Here is a 15,173-nt window from a genome sequence, read left to right on the forward strand (position 1 = left end):
TGCACAGGGCGTCTCAGAGGACGGGTACGGGCGTGAACCGCACGGGCAGTTCGTTCAGTCCCCGCAGCCACGGGGAGGGGCGCCGGGTGAGCGAGTCGGCGGGTACCGCGAGGTCGATGTCCGGCAGCCGGTCCAGTACGACCTCGATGCCGGTCCGCGCGATGACCTCGGCGACCTCCTGGGCCGGGAACGGGCAGCGGTGCTCGCCGTGGCCGAAGGAGAAGTGGGCGTTGTTGCCGCCGGTGAGCGCGGAACTGTCGGTGCGGACCTGGGGGTCGGAGTTGGCGCCCTGGAGCCCGAGCAGCAGCAGGTCGCCGGAGCGGATCCGGCGGCCGCCGAGCTGGGTGTCGCGGGAGGCCCAGCGCCCGGCCACGTTCTGGGTCGGGGTGTCCTCCCACAGGACCTCGTTCATGGCCTCGGCGACGCTGTGCCGGCCGCCGAACAGGGAGGCGGCGAACCGCTCGTCGGTGAGCATCAGCCGCAGCGAGTTGCCGATCCAGTCGGCCGTCGGCTGGTGGCCGGCGGCCATCATGACCATGAGGTCCTGGACGATCTCCATGGCGTCGAAGCCCGCGGTGTTCGCGAGCATGCGGGAGACGACGTCGTCGGCGGGTGCCTCCGTGCGGTCGGCGATCAACCGCGCCATGGAGGAGGCCAGGTGCTGCTGTCCGGCCAGCGCGCCCTCACGCCCGTTGATCATGTCGTTCAGGGCGGTGACCAGTCCGGGGCCCTGCTCGTCGGAGAAGCCGTAGAGCGTCGCGAGGACTCGTACGGGCAGCAGGGCCGCGTAGTCGCCGATGAGGTCCGTCTCGCCCTTGGGGCAGATCGCGTCGATCAGCTCGTCGGCGAACTTCTCGGCCTGGGACCGCAGTTCGAAGGGGTCGACGGCTTCGAGGGCGTCGCTGATCATCGCGGCGCGCTCGCGGTGGCGCTCGCCGACGGTGTACAGGATGGAGGGCTGCTTGCGGCCGATCATCGGCAGCAGCGGCCAGTCGTCGGGGATGCGCTCCCACTGGCTCCACAGGTCCGAGTCCCGGCTGAAGAGCTGGGGGTCGCCGGTGACCTGGTGCAGTTCGCGGTAGCCGAGCACGAGCCAGGCCGGGATGTCGCCGTCGAGGACGACGGGTACGACCGAGCCGTGGTCGCGCCGCATCTCCCGGTACAGCTCGGCGGGTTCGGTCTGGAACCGCGGTCCGCCGAGGGGGACGGGCGCGGTGGTGGGGGCGGAGGTCACAGCGCGGGCTCCGGTGATTGAAGGGCGCCTTCCGCGGCCGCGGCGCCATGACGGGCGTAGTGGGTCTGGAGGTGCTCGACCAGGGTGATCAGCACCTGCTTGCTGGACTCCCGGGAGCGGGCGTCGCAGTCGAGCAGCGGTACGTGCGGGTCGAGGTCGAGGGCCTCGCGGATCTGCGCCGGGGTGTGCGCGGGCCCGCCGAAGTCGTTGCAGGCCACGATGAAGGGCGTGCCGTGATGCTCCAGCCGGTCGATGGCGTACCAGGACTCGTCGATGCGTCGGGTGTCGACGAGGACGATCGCGCCGAGGGTCCCGGAGAACAGCCGGTCCCACAGGAACCAGAACCGCTCCTGCCCGGGCGCGCCGAACAGGTACAGGATGTTGTGCGTGTCCAGCGTGATGCGGCCGAAGTCGAAGGCGACGGTGGTCGCGGACTTGCCGCGCACCTCGCTGATGTCGTCGACGCTCTCGCCGGCCTGCGTCATCGTCTCCTCGGTGTTGAGGGGACGGATCTCGCTGACCGAGCGGACCAGGGTCGTCTTGCCGACACCGAAGCCGCCCACGATCACGATCTTGAGGCCGTTGTCGGCCGACGCGGACAGGGGCGCACGAGCGTCAGAGGTTACGGAGTCCAACGAGCACCTGCTCCAGGATGTCGGGATCGGGAAGACCGGAGGGAACCGTCGTGTGCGGGTGACGGGCGCTGACCCGGCCGGTGGAGAGCAGGTCGGAGAGCAGGACGCGGGTGATCGACACCGGCAGCCTCAGCTCCGCCGCGATCTCCACGACCGCCGTGGGCCGTTCGCACATCCGCAGGATCGCGGCGTGCTCGGACTGCATGCCCACCGCCGGATCGCACTCGGCGACCACCAGGGTCACGAGGTCGAAGGGGGTGTCCGGGCCGGACCGGGTGCGTCCTCCGGTGAGGGTGTACAGCCGGTCCGGCGCGTCGTCCCTGCCAGGACGGCTCATGACGAGCGGGGCGGCGCGGTCAGGTGCTCGCCGAGCTGTTCCACCAGTTCGCTCATGTTGTGGCCCACCAGTCCGGCGTCGGCGTCCTCGGCGGTGACGACGGCGAGGTGCGCGCCGTCGCCGGCCTCGACGATGAACAGGACGCCGCCGTAGAACTCGGCCATGGCCGAGCGCACGCCGCCGCTGCCGTCGCCGAACTCCACGGAGGCGCCGTGGGACAGCGACTGGATGCCGGCGGCGATGGCGGCGAGCTGGTCGGCCTGGTCGACCGAGAGCTCCGGGGTGCGGCACAGCTTCAGTCCGTCGCGGGAGAGCACGAGCGCGTGCCGTGCGCCCGGGGTGCGCTCGAGGAGGCCCTCGATGAGCCAGGTGAGCTTCTCGTCGGCGGTGATGGTGCCGGTCATGAAGTGGTGTCGCCTTCCGGGAGCGCGTGTGTGGGGGTGGTGGGGGTCGGAGTGGGTGCGGTGGTGGACGCGGACGCGTGGTCCTCGGTCCGTGCCGGTGCTTCCGCCGGGGCGGGTGCGTCGGCAGCGACGGGTCCGGGGGCGCCGGGTGCCGTGCCGCGGACCGCCTGGCGGAAGGTGCCGAAGCGGGCCGCCGGCCGGTTCTTGGGGTCCTCGCCGGTACGGGGTTCGGGGGCGGCCGGGGGTGTGACGTGCGAGCGGCTGCGCTCGGCGTGGGCGAGGGTGCGTCCGCGGCGGCGCTTGGGCAGGCCGCCGGTGGCCGCGAGGCCCTGGTCGTGGCGGGGCGAGTCGTGGGCCGGGACGGGGTCCGGGTCGAGGTCGCCGGGCGCGTGGGCCGCCGCGTACGAGACGGGCGACGCGGGCGACACCGGGTACTCGGCGGATTCCCGGTGCGTACGGGACTCCTGCTCTCCCGTCGCCCGCGGGCCGTCCGGGGACCTCGGCGCGGACGGGTGGCCGTCGACCGCGGCCGGGGCGGCGGGGACGGGCTCGGGTCCGGCGGGCGGCGGGGCCGCGGCGAGGGGGAGGTTCGGCTGCGTGAGGATGTCCTGCGGGATCAGGACGAGGACGCCGGTGCCGCCGCGGGCGGAGGGCCGGAAGGACACCTTCAGGCCGTGCTTGCGGGCCAGCCGGCCGACCACCGCGAGACCGAGGCGGGTGCCGGTGAGGCCGCCGAGCCCGCCCGGGCCCGCCGCCTCCCCGGAGACGGCGCGTTCGGCGCGCCGCAGTTGCACGTCACCCATGACCAGGCCGCTGTCCTCGACGGAGACGATGACGCCCGCCGGGACCTCCTCGACGTACACGTGCACTTCGGCGGTGGGCGGCGAGAAGTTGGCGGCGTTGTCGAGGAGTTCGGCGAGCGCGTGCATGACGCCCTCGGCGGCGTGGCCGGAGACGGCGGCCTCGCTGGCGGAGTGGACGCGCACCCGCTGGTAGCCGCCGATGCGGCCCATGGCGCCGCGCAGGATGGACTCCATGACGATCGGGCGGGCCCAGCGGCGACCCGAGCGGGCGCCGGTCAGGACGGCGACGGAGTCGGCGAGGCGGCCCGCCTGGGCGGTGCGGTGGTCGAGGTGGAGGAGGTCGGCGAGGACGTCCTCGTCGGAGTGCCGCTCCTCCATGGCCCGCAGGTCGGCGAGCATGCCGGTGGACAGCGCCTGCATGCGGGCGGCGGCGTTGGCTGTCGCGGAGATCGCGGCGGCACGGTCGCCGACGGCACGCCGGGTGCGTTCGGAGAGTTCGGCGTTGCGCTCGGTGAGCCGGGCGCGGTCCCCAGTGAGCAGCTCCCGTTCCGCGGCGAACTGTTCGGTGAGGAGGGCGCGTTCGCGCTCGGCCGTCTCGGTCAGACGGGTCCGTTCGCGGGCCGCGGCCTCGGCGGCGCGGGCGCGTTCGCGGGCGGCCTCGTCGGCGAGCCGGGCCCGCTCCTGGCCGAACTCCTCGGCCAGCCGGGCGCGTTCCTGCAGCAGTCGGCCGGTGTCCTTGGTCACGCTGTCGAGGCGCCGGAGGGCGATCCGTCTGGCCTGCACGGCGTGGGCGGCCACCGCGACGGCGACGCACAGCAGTAACGCGGCGGCGCCGGTGCCCCAGGCGAGGGGCACGCGTGCGGGCTCGGGGGCCAGCAGGACGCCGGCCACCACGGCGGCGGCGGCCGGGACGGCGGCGGTCAGAGCGGCTTTCGCCGTGGCGCGGGGGGTGGGTCGTTCGCCGGAGGGCTGGGGCGGGGTCATCAATCGGTCCTCGGTCGTGTTCCTGGGGGGAGAACGTGTCCTCGGTCGTGTCCTCGGTCGGGCCTGGGCGAGAAGCGACACATGATGCTCAACTCGTCGTCACTATATGAGAGTTCGTGATCCGATTGGGAAGCTTCGAAAAGCGGTTTCATGATCGCCCCCGCATATCGGGGCCTTTCGGGTGCGCGGCCGAAGGGCCGGTGCCGAAGCCCGGCGGCATCCTGGAGACATGACGGATCTGGGTGGACGGCCGGAAGGAAACGCGGACGAGGGGCTCGCCGGACGGCTGCGGTCCGAACTGGCGCGGGCCGTGCGCGGCGAGGTCTCCTTCGACGCGACGGCGCGGGCGCTGACCACGATGGACGCGTCCAACTACCGGCGCGTGCCGCTCGGTGTGGTGGCCCCGCGGGACGCCGACGACGTGGCCGCCGCGCTCGCCGCGTGCCGCGCCCACGCGGTGCCGGTCGTGGCGCGCGGCGGCGGCACCTCGATCGCCGGGCAGGCCACGGGCACCGGCGTCGTCCTCGACTTCACCCGGCACATGAACCGGATCCTCGCCGTCGACCCGGAGGCCCGTACGGCCGTCGTCCAGCCCGGCGTCGTACTCGACCGTCTCCAGGAGGCCGCGGCCCCGCACGGCCTGCGTTTCGGCCCCGACCCCTCCACGCACGGCCGCTGCACCCTCGGCGGGATGATCGGCAACAACTCCTGCGGCTCCCACTCGGTCGCCTGGGGCACCACCGCGGACAACGTGCGAGAGCTCACCGTCGTCGGCGCGGGCGGGGACACCCGCCGCCTCGGCCGCGCCTGGCAGGGCGCCCCGGACGGTCTGAAGGCCCTGGTGGAGGGCGAGTTGGCGTTGCTGCGGACCGGTTTTCCCGAGCTGCCCCGGCGGATCTCCGGATACGCCCTCGACGCGCTCCTGCCCGAGCGCGGCGCGGACGTGGCCCGCGCGTTCTGCGGCACCGAGGGCACCTGGGGCCTGCTCACCGAGGCGGTCGTACGCCTGGTCGAGGCGCCTCCGGCGCGGGCGCTGGCCGTCCTCGCCTACCCCGACGAGAGCGCGGCCGCGGACGCCGCGGCCGGCCTGCTCGGGTACGGGCCGCTGACCGTGGAGGGGATGGCCGCCGATCTCGTGCCCGCCGACGCGGGGCTGCCGCGCGGCGGGGCCTGGCTGTTCGTGGAGACCGGCGGCGGATCACCGGCCGAGGCACGCGCGCGTGCGGACACGATCGTGCGGGCCGGTGACGTACGGGACGCCCTGGTGGTCACCGACCCGGCCGGGCAGCGGGCGCTGTGGCGGCTGCGGGAGGACGCGAGCGGCACGGCGACCCGGATGCCCCACGCGGGGGACGACGCCCTGCCCGGCCGGGGGCACGGGCTCGGCGGTGAGGCCTGGCCCGGCTGGGAGGACTGCGCGGTGCCGCCCGCCCGGCTCGGCGCGTACCTCCGCGACTTCCGCGCCCTGCTCGCCGCCCACGGCCTGCACGGCACCCCGTACGGGCACTTCGGCGACGGCTGCATCCACGTCCGGATCGACTTCGACCTGATCTCCCGGGAAGGCGTCACCCGCTTCCGGCGCTTCTCGGAGGAGGCCGCCCGCCTCGTCGTCTCCCACGGCGGCTCTCTGTCCGGCGAACACGGGGACGGGCAGGCCCGCGCGGAACTGCTGCCGGCCATGTACGGCGCCGACCTGGTCCGCCTCTTCGAACGGGCCAAGGACCTCTGGGACCCGAGCGGCCTGCTCAACCCCGGCATGCTCGTCCGCCCGCACCGGCTGGACGAGAACCTGCGCTTCGCGGTGCTGCCGCACCGGCCGGTGGACGTGGAGTTCGGCTATCCGGCGGACGGCGGCGACTTCTCGGCGGCGGTGCGCCGCTGCGTGGGCGTCGCCAAGTGCCGTACGGCAACGGTCCCGGGCGGCGACGAGGTCATGTGCCCCTCCTTCCGGGCCACCGGCGAGGAGGCGCACTCCACGCGCGGCCGGGCCAGGCTGCTGCACGAGATGCTCGCCGGCGAGATCGTCACCGACGGGTGGCGTTCGACGGAGGTCCGTGACGCGCTCGACCTGTGCCTGTCGTGCAAGGGATGCCGGTCCGACTGCCCGGTCGGCGTCGACATGGCCACGTACAAGGCGGAGTTCCTCCACCACCACTACGCCGGCCGCCGCCGTCCCGCCGCGCACTACGCCCTGGGCCGGCTCCCCTTCTGGCTCGCGGCCGTGACCCGCACCCGCTCGGCCCGGCTCGTCAACCTCCTCGTGTCCCTGCCCCCGGTGGCCGCCGCGGCCAAGCGCCTGGCCGGCGTCGCACCCGGACGGGACATCCCGCGGCTGGCCCCGGAGACGTTCAGCCGGTGGTGGTCGGCCCGGTTCCGGGACCGGGCACGGGCCTACGTGCGTGAGCGGCGCCGGGGCGCGGCGGGCGCGGCGGGTGCGGCGGGACGCGAGGGGCGGCCGCCCGGTGCCGGACTGTTCCCGGGGTTCGAGGGCCGGACGGTCCTCCTGTGGCCGGACACCTTCACCGAGCACTTGGAGCCCTCCGTCGGACGGGCCGCCGTACGGGTCCTGGAGGCCGCCGGACTGGCCGTGCTGCTGCCGCCGAGGACGGTGTGGCGCCACGGGCCCGTCGGCGACGGGGTCACCAGGCGCCCCTTCCGGCCGGGCACGCTGCTCCCGCGCCGCCGGCACCGGGTCTGCTGCGGACTGACGTACGTCTCGACCGGCCAGCTCGACCGCGCCCGCGCCGTCCTGCGCCGCACCCTCGACCTCCTGGAGCCCTACCTCTCCATGGACGGCCTCCCGGTCGTCGTGCTGGAGCCGAGCTGCGCCGCGGCCCTGCGCACGGACCTGCCCGAGCTGCTGCCCGGCGACCCGCGCGCGGCCCGGCTGGCGGCCTCGGTGGTGACCTTCGCCGAGGCACTGGAACGGCACGCGCCGCACTGGACCCCGCCCCGCCTGGACCGTCCGGTGGTGGGCCAGACGCACTGTCATCAGCACGCCGTCCTCGGCGACGGGGCCGAACGCCGGCTGCGCGAGGCGGCGGGCCTGACCGGCACCCTGGCCGGCGGCTGCTGCGGGCTCGCGGGCAACTTCGGCTTCGAGAGGGGCCACGAGGAGGTGTCGCGGGCCTGCGCGGAGGAACAGCTCCTGCCGGCGGTCCGGGCGGCAGGCGGCGCCGCCGTGATCCTCGCCGACGGCTTCTCCTGCCGCACCCAGTTGGCCCAGCTCTCCGGCCGCCGGGGCCGCCACCTGGCGGAGGTGCTGGCACGGGCGCTGGACGACGGCCCGCGGAACGAGGGGTCCGCGGCGACTCCGTAAGTACGCTGGCGTCTCACCGGCCGAAGGACTCCGAGGAGCGACCCGCATGACCCTCCGCCTGCAGTCGATCACCCGCGACGAACACCTGGCGTTCGTCCGCTCGCGGCCCTCGGCCAGCCATATGCAGGTGCCGTCCTGGGGGGACGTGAAGCCGGACTGGCGGGCGGAGAGCCTCGGCTGGTTCGACGCGGACGGCCGCCTCCAGGGGGCCGGCCTCGTGCTGCTGCGCCCCCTGCCGAAGGTCAAGCGCTACCTCGCGTATCTGCCCGAGGGTCCCGTCATCGACTGGCACGACCCGGACCTCGCCGAACGCTGGCTGCGGCCGATGGTCGCGCATCTGAAGTCACGCGGCGCGTTCACCGTGAAGATGGGCCCGCCCGTCGTCACGCGCCGCTGGAGCGCGGACACGGTCAAGACGGCCATCGCCGATCCGGCGGCGCGGCGCCTGGGCGAGGTGACGGCCTCCTCGCACGAACCGGGCGCCGCCGAGATCGCCGAGCGGCTGCGGGCCATGGGCTGGCAGCGGACCGAGCCGGGCGGCGAGGACGGCTTCGCGGCAGGCCAGCCCCGCTACGTCTTCCAGGTCCCCTTCGCCGGACGCTCCCTGGAGGACATCCACAAGGGCCTCAACCAGCAGTGGCGCCGCAACATCAAGAAGGCCGACAAGGCCGGCGTCGAGGTGGTCAGGGGCGGATACGACGACCTGCCCGCCTTCTACGAGCTCTACGCGGAGACGGCGGAGCGGGACCGCTTCATCCCGCGCCCGCTGCCCTACTTCCAGCGGATGTGGACCTCGCTGACGGCCGAGGACCCCGACCGCATGCGGCTGTACCTCGCCCGCCACGAGGGCGACGTCCTGGCCGCGGCCACCATGCTGACCGTCGGCAGCCATGTCTGGTACTCCTACGGCGCCTCCACCAGCCGCAAGCGCGAGGTGCAGCCCAACAACGCCATCCAGTGGCGCATGATGTGCGACGCCCACGCGCTGGGCGCCGCCGTGTACGACTTCCGCGGCATCACCGACACCCTCGACGAGAGCGACCACCTCGTCGGACTGCTGCGCTTCAAGGCCGGCGCGGGCGGCGAGGCCGCGGAGTACCTGGGGGAGTGGGACCTCCCCATCAACCGGCTGCTGCACAAGGCGCTCGACGTCTACATGTCCCGTCGCTGAGGAGGGCGTCCCGGTCCCGGTCTCAGCATCCAGGACAGCTACATGAGCGGTTCACACTCCTGACGAAGTCCACTACCCTGGACTCGGTAGTGCATCGTGATGAACACCTGACCGTAGCCAGCCCCCAGGACCGCCCGTGAGCACCCCCAGCGCCACCACCTCGTCGTCCGCGCCCGTTCCCGGGACGGACCACGCCCCTGTGTCCCCGGGCGGCGCGCCCGGCCGTCTCGGTTCCCTCGGGCCCGTCGGGCTGGTGCTGGCCGGAGGGATCTCGGTCCAGTTCGGCGGCGCCCTCGCGGTGACCCTCATGCCCAGGGCCGGCGCGCTCGGCGTGGTCACCCTGCGCCTGCTCGCCGCCGCGGTGATCCTGCTCCTGTTCTGCCGTCCCCGGCTGCGCGGCCACTCGCGCGCCGACTGGGGGACGGTCGCCGTCTTCGGCATCGCCATGGGCGCGATGAACGGTCTCTTCTACGAGTCGGTCGCCCGCATCCCCCTCGGCGCCGCCGTCACCCTGGAGGTGCTCGGCCCCCTCGCCCTGTCGGTGCTGGCCTCCCGCCGCGCGGTCAACGCGGTGTGGGCGGGCCTCGCCCTGTGCGGGGTCTTCCTGCTGGGCGGCGGAGGGTTCGGCTCCCTCGACCCGGTGGGCGCGGCCTTCGCGCTCGGGGCGGGCGCGATGTGGGCGGCGTACATCGTCTTCAGCGCCCGTACGGGCCGCCGGTTCCCGCAGGCCGACGGGCTGGCGCTGGCCATGGCCGTGGCGGCGCTGCTGTTCCTCCCGCTGGGGATCGCCGAGTCCGGCACCCGGCTGCTGGACCCGACCACGGTGGCCCTCGGCTCCGCCGTCGCGGTCCTCTCCTCGGTCCTGCCCTACACCCTCGAACTCCTCGCCCTGCGCCGGCTGCCCGCGTCGACCTTCGCGATCCTGATGAGCCTGGAGCCCGCCATCGCCGCGACAGCGGGCTTCCTCATCCTCGACCAGTCCCTGTCCGCCACCCAGGCGGCCGCGATCGCCCTGGTCATCGGCGCGAGCATGGGCGCGGTCCGCACCCAGGTCGGCCGAGGCAAGGCGACCCTCCCGCTCGACGCCCCCTGACCCGCACGCGTCACGGGGCCTCCGGCCGGGCGGTCCGGCACGGCCGCGGCCCCGCGGTGCGACACCCCGGGCACCCGCACCCCGCCCGGAGCTCCCGGCGCCCCGCCCGCCCGGCGCGCCCCGGGTGCCGAGCGCCCGGGGCAGGCACCCCGGGGCGCGCCCGGTTCAGGAAGTCGACTCCAGCCATTCGGCGAACGCCGGGCCCGCCAGCCGGGCGTCCGCTCCGGGGAGCAGGCCGCCGTTCTCGAACAGGTCCCGCTCCGGGTTGTCCGGGTCGCTCACGGCGATCAGCTTCGCGGCCGGGTCCCGGCGGGACAGCAGCAGCCGGGCCGCCTCCTCCAGGCTCTCCTCGCGCGGACCGGCCACCTCCGGGAACGGGGCCCGCGCCCCCGGTGCCTCGTCCGCCTCCGCCAGCTCCACCAGCGCCTCCGCCACGGCCCCCGCCGCCACGAGCTGGGTCCGCATCCTCGGGACGTACACGGTGTCGCCCTGGCGCCCCCACTGCGTGAACTGCTCCACGAGCTCGTGGAACTGCGCCGCCCGCAGCACCCGCACCGGCACCGGTCCCGCCAGCACCGCGCGCTCGTGCTCCAGCTTGGCCGCGTTGTAACCGGCGACCGAGGCGTCGATGCCGATGATCGACACGACCACCAGCCGGCCGACCCCGGCCTTCTCCCCGGCCTCGTGCAGATTGCGGGCCGCGGCCGTGAAGAACTCCGTCGCCACCTCCTGGTCCGCCGAGGGCGTGCTGGACGCGTCGATCACGACGTCCACACCCTCCAGCGCCTCGGCCAGTCCGGCGCCGGTGACGATGTCGACCCCGGTGGCCCGGGACATCGGTACGACGGCGTGCCCGCGCTCCGTCAGCACGTCCACGACATGCCGCCCGAGCCGCCCGGTCGCCCCGGCCACCGCGATCTTCTTGGTCTCGCTCATGCTCACGTCTCCCTCTGCGTCCCTCGTGTCGCGTCGTCATCGGTATGACGGACCGGGGGCCGGAGATGTGACGGGTCCGGGGCCGACTGCGGGAAATAAATTGATGCAAGCATGCTTGATTGTTTCTGGGGGCGCTGACATGCTCCCCCCATGTCCGATCCGACGCCCGTGTTCGACGATCTGCGTGACGAAAGCGAAGAACTCGACCGGCTCGTGGCCGAGTTGAGTCCGCAGCGGTGGGCGCTCCCGACGCCCGCGCCCCACTGGACCGTCGCCCATCAGATCGCCCACCTCGCCTGGACCGACCACTCCGCCCTCCTGTCCGTCACGGACGCCGACGCCTTCCACGGCCTCGTCGAGAAGGCGCTCGCGGCGCCCACGACGTTCGTGGACGACGGCGCCGACGACGGGGCCCGGCTGCCGTCCGCCGAACTGCTGGCCCGCTGGCGGGCGGGGCGCGCCGCGCTCGACCGGGCCCTGCGGGCGTCCGTGCCGGGCACCCGCTTCCCCTGGTACGGCCCGCCCATGTCCGGCGCCTCCATGGCCACCGGCCGGCTCATGGAGACCTGGGCCCACGGCCAGGACGTCGCCGACGCCCTCGGTGTCGTCCGCGCCCCCACCGACCGGCTCAGGCACGTGGTCCGCATCGGGGTGCGCACCCGGGACTTCGCCTTCGCCGCGCGCGGGCTCGCCGCGCCCGCCGAGGAGTTCCGGGTCGAGATCCTCGCCCCCTCCGGCGGCACCTGGGCCTACGGCCCCGAGGACGCCCCCCAGCGGGTCACCGGCACCGCCCTCGACTTCTGCCTGCTGGTCACCCAGCGGGCGAACCGCGCCGACGTCGACGTGCGCGCCGAGGGCCCCGACGCCGAGCGCTGGCTCGGCATCGCCCAGGCCTTCGCGGGCCCGCCCGGCGACGGACGCCCGCCGAAGGAGGGGGCGGCGTGACGCTGCGCATCGGCAACGCCTCCGGCTTCTACGGCGACCGCTTCGACGCCCTGCGCGAGATGCTCACCGGCGGTGAACTGGACGTCCTCACCGGTGACTACCTCGCCGAGCTGACCATGCTGATCCTGGGCCGGGACCGGCTGAAGGACCCCGCCGCCGGATACGCCCGTACCTTCCTGCGGCAGTTGGAGGATTGTCTCGGTCTCGCCCACGAGCGGTCTGTGAAGATCGTGACGAACGCCGGGGGCCTCAACCCGGCGGGCCTCGCCGGCGCCGTCCGGGACCTGGCCGGCCGGCTCGGCATCCCGGTGCGCGTCGCCCACGTCGAGGGCGACGACCTCACCGCCGCACTCCCCCAAGCTCTCGACTCCGCTCGACCAGGGGGGACCCCCATCGGCAGCCTCGCCGCGCACGCCTATCTCGGCGGCTTCGGCATCGCGGAGTGCCTGCTGGCGGGCGCGGACATCGTGGTCACCGGCCGGGTCACCGACGCGGCCCTGGTCACCGGGCCCGCCGCCGCCCACTTCGGCTGGCGGCCCACGGACTTCGACCGGCTCGCGGGAGCCGTCGTCGCCGGGCACGTGCTGGAGTGCGGTACCCAGGCCACCGGCGGCAACTACTCCTTCTTCGCCGATGGCGACGTGCGCCGCCCCGGTTTCCCGCTCGCGGAGATCCACGAGGACGGAAGCTGCGTCGTCACCAAGCACCCCGGCACCGGCGGCTTCGTCGACGTCGGCACGGTCACCGCGCAGCTCCTGTACGAGACCGGGGGCGCCCGGTACGCGGGACCCGACGTCACCGCCCGCCTGGACACCGTCCGGCTCGTCCAGGACGGCCCGGACCGGGTGCGGATCGAGGGCGTGCGCGGCGAGGCACCGCCCCCCACCCTCAAGGTCGGCCTCAACAAGCTCGGCGGCTTCCGCAACGAGGTCACCTTCGTCCTGACCGGACTCGGCATCGAGACCAAGGCCGCGCTGGTGCGCGAGCAGATGGGCGACGCACTCGCCAAGACGCCGCCCGCGGAGGTGCGCTGGGAACTGGTGCGCACCGACCGGGCCGACGCGGACACCGAGGAGACGGCCAGCGCCCTGCTGCGGCTAGTCGTCCGCGATCCCGACCAGGCCGCCGTGGGGCGCGCGCTGAGCGGGGCGGCCATCGAGCTGGCACTCGCCAGCTACCCCGGATTCCATGTGGTGGCGCCACCGGGCAAGGGCGCGCCCTATGGGGTCTTCGAGGATGTGTACGTCCCCCAGGGCGCCGTGGACCAGGTGGCCGTCCTCGACGACGGGAGCCGCCTCTCGGTGATCCCGGCCCAGGAAACGCTCGTCCTGGAGACACTCGAAGAGCCGTCCCTGCCCGAGCCGTTGCCCGCGGGTCCCACCCGCCGGGCCCCGCTCGGACTGATCGCGGGCGCCCGCAGCGGCGACAAGGGCGGCAACGCCAACGTCGGCGTCTGGGTCCGCACCGACGAGGCCTGGCGCTGGCTCGCCCATGAACTGACGGCCGACCGTTTTCGGGAGCTGATCCCGGAGAGCCGCCCGCTGCGGGTCGTCCGGCACGTCCTGCCGGGCCTGCGCGCCCTCAACTTCGTGGTCGAGGGGATCCTCGGCGAGGGCGTCGCCTCCCAGGCCCGCTTCGACCCGCAGGCCAAGGCGCTCGGCGAATGGCTCCGCTCCCGTCACCTCGACATCCCGGAGGTCCTGCTATGACGGTCCTTTCGTCCGCCCTGGACGTGGGCGGCCAGGACTACCAGGCGAACCGCGAGGTCATGCTCGCCAAGCTCGCCGACCTCGACACCGAGCACGCCAAGGCCCTCGCGGGCGGCGGCGAGAAGTACGTCGAGCGGCACCGGAAGCGCGGCAAGCTGCTCGCCCGTGAGCGCATCGAGCTGCTGCTCGACCCGGACACGCCCTTCCTGGAGCTGTCGCCGCTCGCGGGCTACGGCAGCGACTACACGGTGGGCGCCTCGCTCGTCACCGGCATCGGGGTGGTCGAGGGCGTCGAGTGCCTGATCACCGCCAACGACCCGACCGTGCGCGGCGGCGCCAGCAACCCGTGGAGCCTGAAGAAGGCGCTGCGGGCCAACGACATCGCCCTCGCGAACCGGCTGCCCTGCATCAGCCTGGTCGAGTCCGGCGGCGCCGACCTGCCCTCCCAGAAGGAGATCTTCATCCCCGGGGGCGCGATCTTCCGCGACCTCACCCGGCTGTCGGCGGCCGGGATCCCCACGGTGGCCGTGGTCTTCGGGAACTCGACCGCCGGCGGCGCGTACGTCCCCGGCATGTCCGACCACGTGATCATGGTCAAGGAGAAGGCGAAGGTCTTCCTCGGCGGTCCGCCGCTGGTGAAGATGGCCACCGGCGAGGAGAGCGACGACGAGTCGCTCGGCGGCGCGGAGATGCACGCCCGCGTGTCGGGCCTCGCGGACCACTTCGCCGTCGACGAGCGGGATGCGCTGCGCCAGGCCCGCCGGGTCGTCGCCCGGCTCAACCACCGCAAGGCGTACGGCGATCCGGCCCCGGCCGAGCCCCCCAAGTACGACGAGGACGAACTGCTGGGAATCGTCCCCGGCGATCTGAAGCACCCCTTCGACCCGCGCGAGGTGATCGCCCGGATCGTCGACGGCTCGGACTTCGACGAGTTCAAGCCGCTGTACGGGACGAGCCTGACCACCGGCTGGGCGAGCCTGCACGGCTACCCGGTCGGCATCCTCGCCAACGCGCAGGGCGTGCTGTTCAGCGCCGAGTCCCAGAAGGCCGCCCAGTTCATCCAACTGGCCAACCAGCGCGACATCCCGCTGCTCTTCCTGCACAACACCACCGGCTACATGGTCGGCAAGGAGTACGAGCAGGGCGGCATCATCAAGCACGGCGCGATGATGATCAACGCGGTGAGCAACTCGCGGGTCCCGCATCTGTCGGTGCTCATGGGTGCCTCCTACGGCGCCGGCCACTACGGGATGTGCGGCCGGGCCTACGACCCGCGGTTCCTGTTCGCCTGGCCCAGCGCCAAATCGGCCGTGATGGGACCGCAGCAGCTCGCGGGCGTCCTGTCGATCGTCGCCCGGCAGTCGGCCGCGGCGAAGGGCCACCCGTACGACGACGACGCCGACGCGGCGCTGCGCGCCATGGTGGAGCAGCAGATCGAGTCCGAGTCGCTGCCGATGTTCCTGTCCGGGCGGCTGTACGACGACGGGGTCATCGACCCGCGCGACACCCGCACCGTCCTCGGCCTGTGCCTGTCCGCGATCCACACGGCGCCCTTCGAGGGCGCGCGCGGTGGCTTCGGCGTCTTCCGGATGTGAGGGATCAC

12 protein-coding genes are annotated in these 15,173 nt (G+C 73.9%); 6 read left to right on the top strand and 6 right to left on the bottom strand.

The genetic code is table 11. The features are described 5' to 3' along the window. Positions 1-13: 13 nt before the first annotated feature. Genes ACZ4TO_RS26595 through ACZ4TO_RS26615 form a run of 5 tightly spaced genes read right to left on the bottom strand, consistent with a single transcriptional unit; the run spans position 14 to position 4,397 of the window. Positions 14-1,234, bottom strand: coding sequence for a cytochrome P450 (locus ACZ4TO_RS26595; protein WP_468025386.1), 1,221 nt, complete (start codon positions 1,232-1,234; stop codon positions 14-16). Next, a complete protein-coding gene (locus tag ACZ4TO_RS26600) occupies positions 1,231-1,869 on the bottom strand; it encodes a GTP-binding protein (protein WP_382792745.1) in 639 nt (212 codons plus the stop codon). Before ACZ4TO_RS26600 ends, ACZ4TO_RS26595 begins: the two co-directional genes overlap by 4 nt. Further along, positions 1,850-2,206: a DUF742 domain-containing protein gene (locus ACZ4TO_RS26605; RefSeq protein ID WP_326787105.1), complete on the bottom strand. Its 357-nt coding sequence runs from the start codon at positions 2,204-2,206 to the stop codon at positions 1,850-1,852. The genes ACZ4TO_RS26600 and ACZ4TO_RS26605 overlap by 20 nt, the downstream gene beginning before the upstream one ends. After that, the gene (locus ACZ4TO_RS26610) at positions 2,203-2,610 is read right to left on the bottom strand and encodes a roadblock/LC7 domain-containing protein (RefSeq protein ID WP_382792748.1); all 408 of its coding nucleotides are present in this window, start codon (positions 2,608-2,610) and stop codon (positions 2,203-2,205) included. The genes ACZ4TO_RS26605 and ACZ4TO_RS26610 overlap by 4 nt, the downstream gene beginning before the upstream one ends. Then, positions 2,607-4,397: a sensor histidine kinase gene (locus ACZ4TO_RS26615; protein ID WP_385042391.1), complete on the bottom strand. Its 1,791-nt coding sequence runs from the start codon at positions 4,395-4,397 to the stop codon at positions 2,607-2,609. Before ACZ4TO_RS26615 ends, ACZ4TO_RS26610 begins: the two co-directional genes overlap by 4 nt. Positions 4,398-4,626: 229 nt before the next feature. Between ACZ4TO_RS26615 and ACZ4TO_RS26620 the strand changes: the two genes are divergently transcribed. The 3 genes from ACZ4TO_RS26620 (at position 4,627) to ACZ4TO_RS26630 (ending at position 9,980) form a co-directional block, all read left to right on the top strand. Continuing rightward, positions 4,627-7,716 (top strand): FAD-binding and (Fe-S)-binding domain-containing protein, encoded by a 3,090-nt coding sequence (locus tag ACZ4TO_RS26620; RefSeq protein WP_468025387.1) that lies wholly within the window; start codon positions 4,627-4,629, stop codon positions 7,714-7,716. A gap of 46 nt (positions 7,717-7,762) precedes the next feature. Beyond that, the gene (locus ACZ4TO_RS26625) at positions 7,763-8,887 is read left to right on the top strand and encodes a lipid II:glycine glycyltransferase FemX (RefSeq protein ID WP_468025388.1); all 1,125 of its coding nucleotides are present in this window, start codon (positions 7,763-7,765) and stop codon (positions 8,885-8,887) included. Positions 8,888-9,023: 136 nt separating this feature from the next. Then, positions 9,024-9,980, top strand: coding sequence for an EamA family transporter (locus ACZ4TO_RS26630; RefSeq protein WP_468025389.1), 957 nt, complete (start codon positions 9,024-9,026; stop codon positions 9,978-9,980). A gap of 165 nt (positions 9,981-10,145) precedes the next feature. Here the strand turns inward: ACZ4TO_RS26630 and ACZ4TO_RS26635 are convergent, their stop codons facing one another. Then, the gene (locus ACZ4TO_RS26635) at positions 10,146-10,916 is read right to left on the bottom strand and encodes an SDR family oxidoreductase (protein WP_468025390.1); all 771 of its coding nucleotides are present in this window, start codon (positions 10,914-10,916) and stop codon (positions 10,146-10,148) included. Between the two features lie 150 nt (positions 10,917-11,066). Between ACZ4TO_RS26635 and ACZ4TO_RS26640 the strand changes: the two genes are divergently transcribed. Genes ACZ4TO_RS26640 through ACZ4TO_RS26650 form a run of 3 tightly spaced genes read left to right on the top strand, consistent with a single transcriptional unit; the run spans position 11,067 to position 15,165 of the window. Next, positions 11,067-11,861, top strand: coding sequence for a TIGR03084 family metal-binding protein (locus ACZ4TO_RS26640; RefSeq protein ID WP_468025391.1), 795 nt, complete (start codon positions 11,067-11,069; stop codon positions 11,859-11,861). Further along, a complete protein-coding gene (locus tag ACZ4TO_RS26645; protein WP_468025392.1) occupies positions 11,858-13,570 on the top strand; it encodes an acyclic terpene utilization AtuA family protein in 1,713 nt (570 codons plus the stop codon). Before ACZ4TO_RS26640 ends, ACZ4TO_RS26645 begins: the two co-directional genes overlap by 4 nt. Beyond that, the gene (locus ACZ4TO_RS26650) at positions 13,567-15,165 is read left to right on the top strand and encodes an acyl-CoA carboxylase subunit beta (protein WP_382792770.1); all 1,599 of its coding nucleotides are present in this window, start codon (positions 13,567-13,569) and stop codon (positions 15,163-15,165) included. Before ACZ4TO_RS26645 ends, ACZ4TO_RS26650 begins: the two co-directional genes overlap by 4 nt. Positions 15,166-15,173: the final 8 nt, after the last annotated feature.

It is taken from the genome of Streptomyces sp. NPDC028298 (assembly GCF_055565895.1).

Excerpts from the sequence above, each read along its gene's own strand:
- ACZ4TO_RS26605 (WP_326787105.1), bottom strand. The coding sequence starts at position 2,206 with ATGAGCCGTCCTGGCAGGGACGACGCGCCGGACCGGCTGTACACCCTC.
- ACZ4TO_RS26620 (WP_468025387.1), top strand. The coding sequence starts at position 4,627 with ATGACGGATCTGGGTGGACGGCCGGAAGGAAACGCGGACGAGGGGCTC.
- ACZ4TO_RS26635 (WP_468025390.1), bottom strand. The coding sequence starts at position 10,916 with ATGAGCGAGACCAAGAAGATCGCGGTGGCCGGGGCGACCGGGCGGCTC.
- ACZ4TO_RS26625 (WP_468025388.1), top strand. The coding sequence starts at position 7,763 with ATGACCCTCCGCCTGCAGTCGATCACCCGCGACGAACACCTGGCGTTC.
- ACZ4TO_RS26640 (WP_468025391.1), top strand. The coding sequence starts at position 11,067 with ATGTCCGATCCGACGCCCGTGTTCGACGATCTGCGTGACGAAAGCGAA.
- ACZ4TO_RS26650 (WP_382792770.1), top strand. The coding sequence starts at position 13,567 with ATGACGGTCCTTTCGTCCGCCCTGGACGTGGGCGGCCAGGACTACCAG.
- ACZ4TO_RS26610 (WP_382792748.1), bottom strand. The coding sequence starts at position 2,610 with ATGACCGGCACCATCACCGCCGACGAGAAGCTCACCTGGCTCATCGAG.
- ACZ4TO_RS26615 (WP_385042391.1), bottom strand. The coding sequence starts at position 4,397 with ATGACCCCGCCCCAGCCCTCCGGCGAACGACCCACCCCCCGCGCCACG.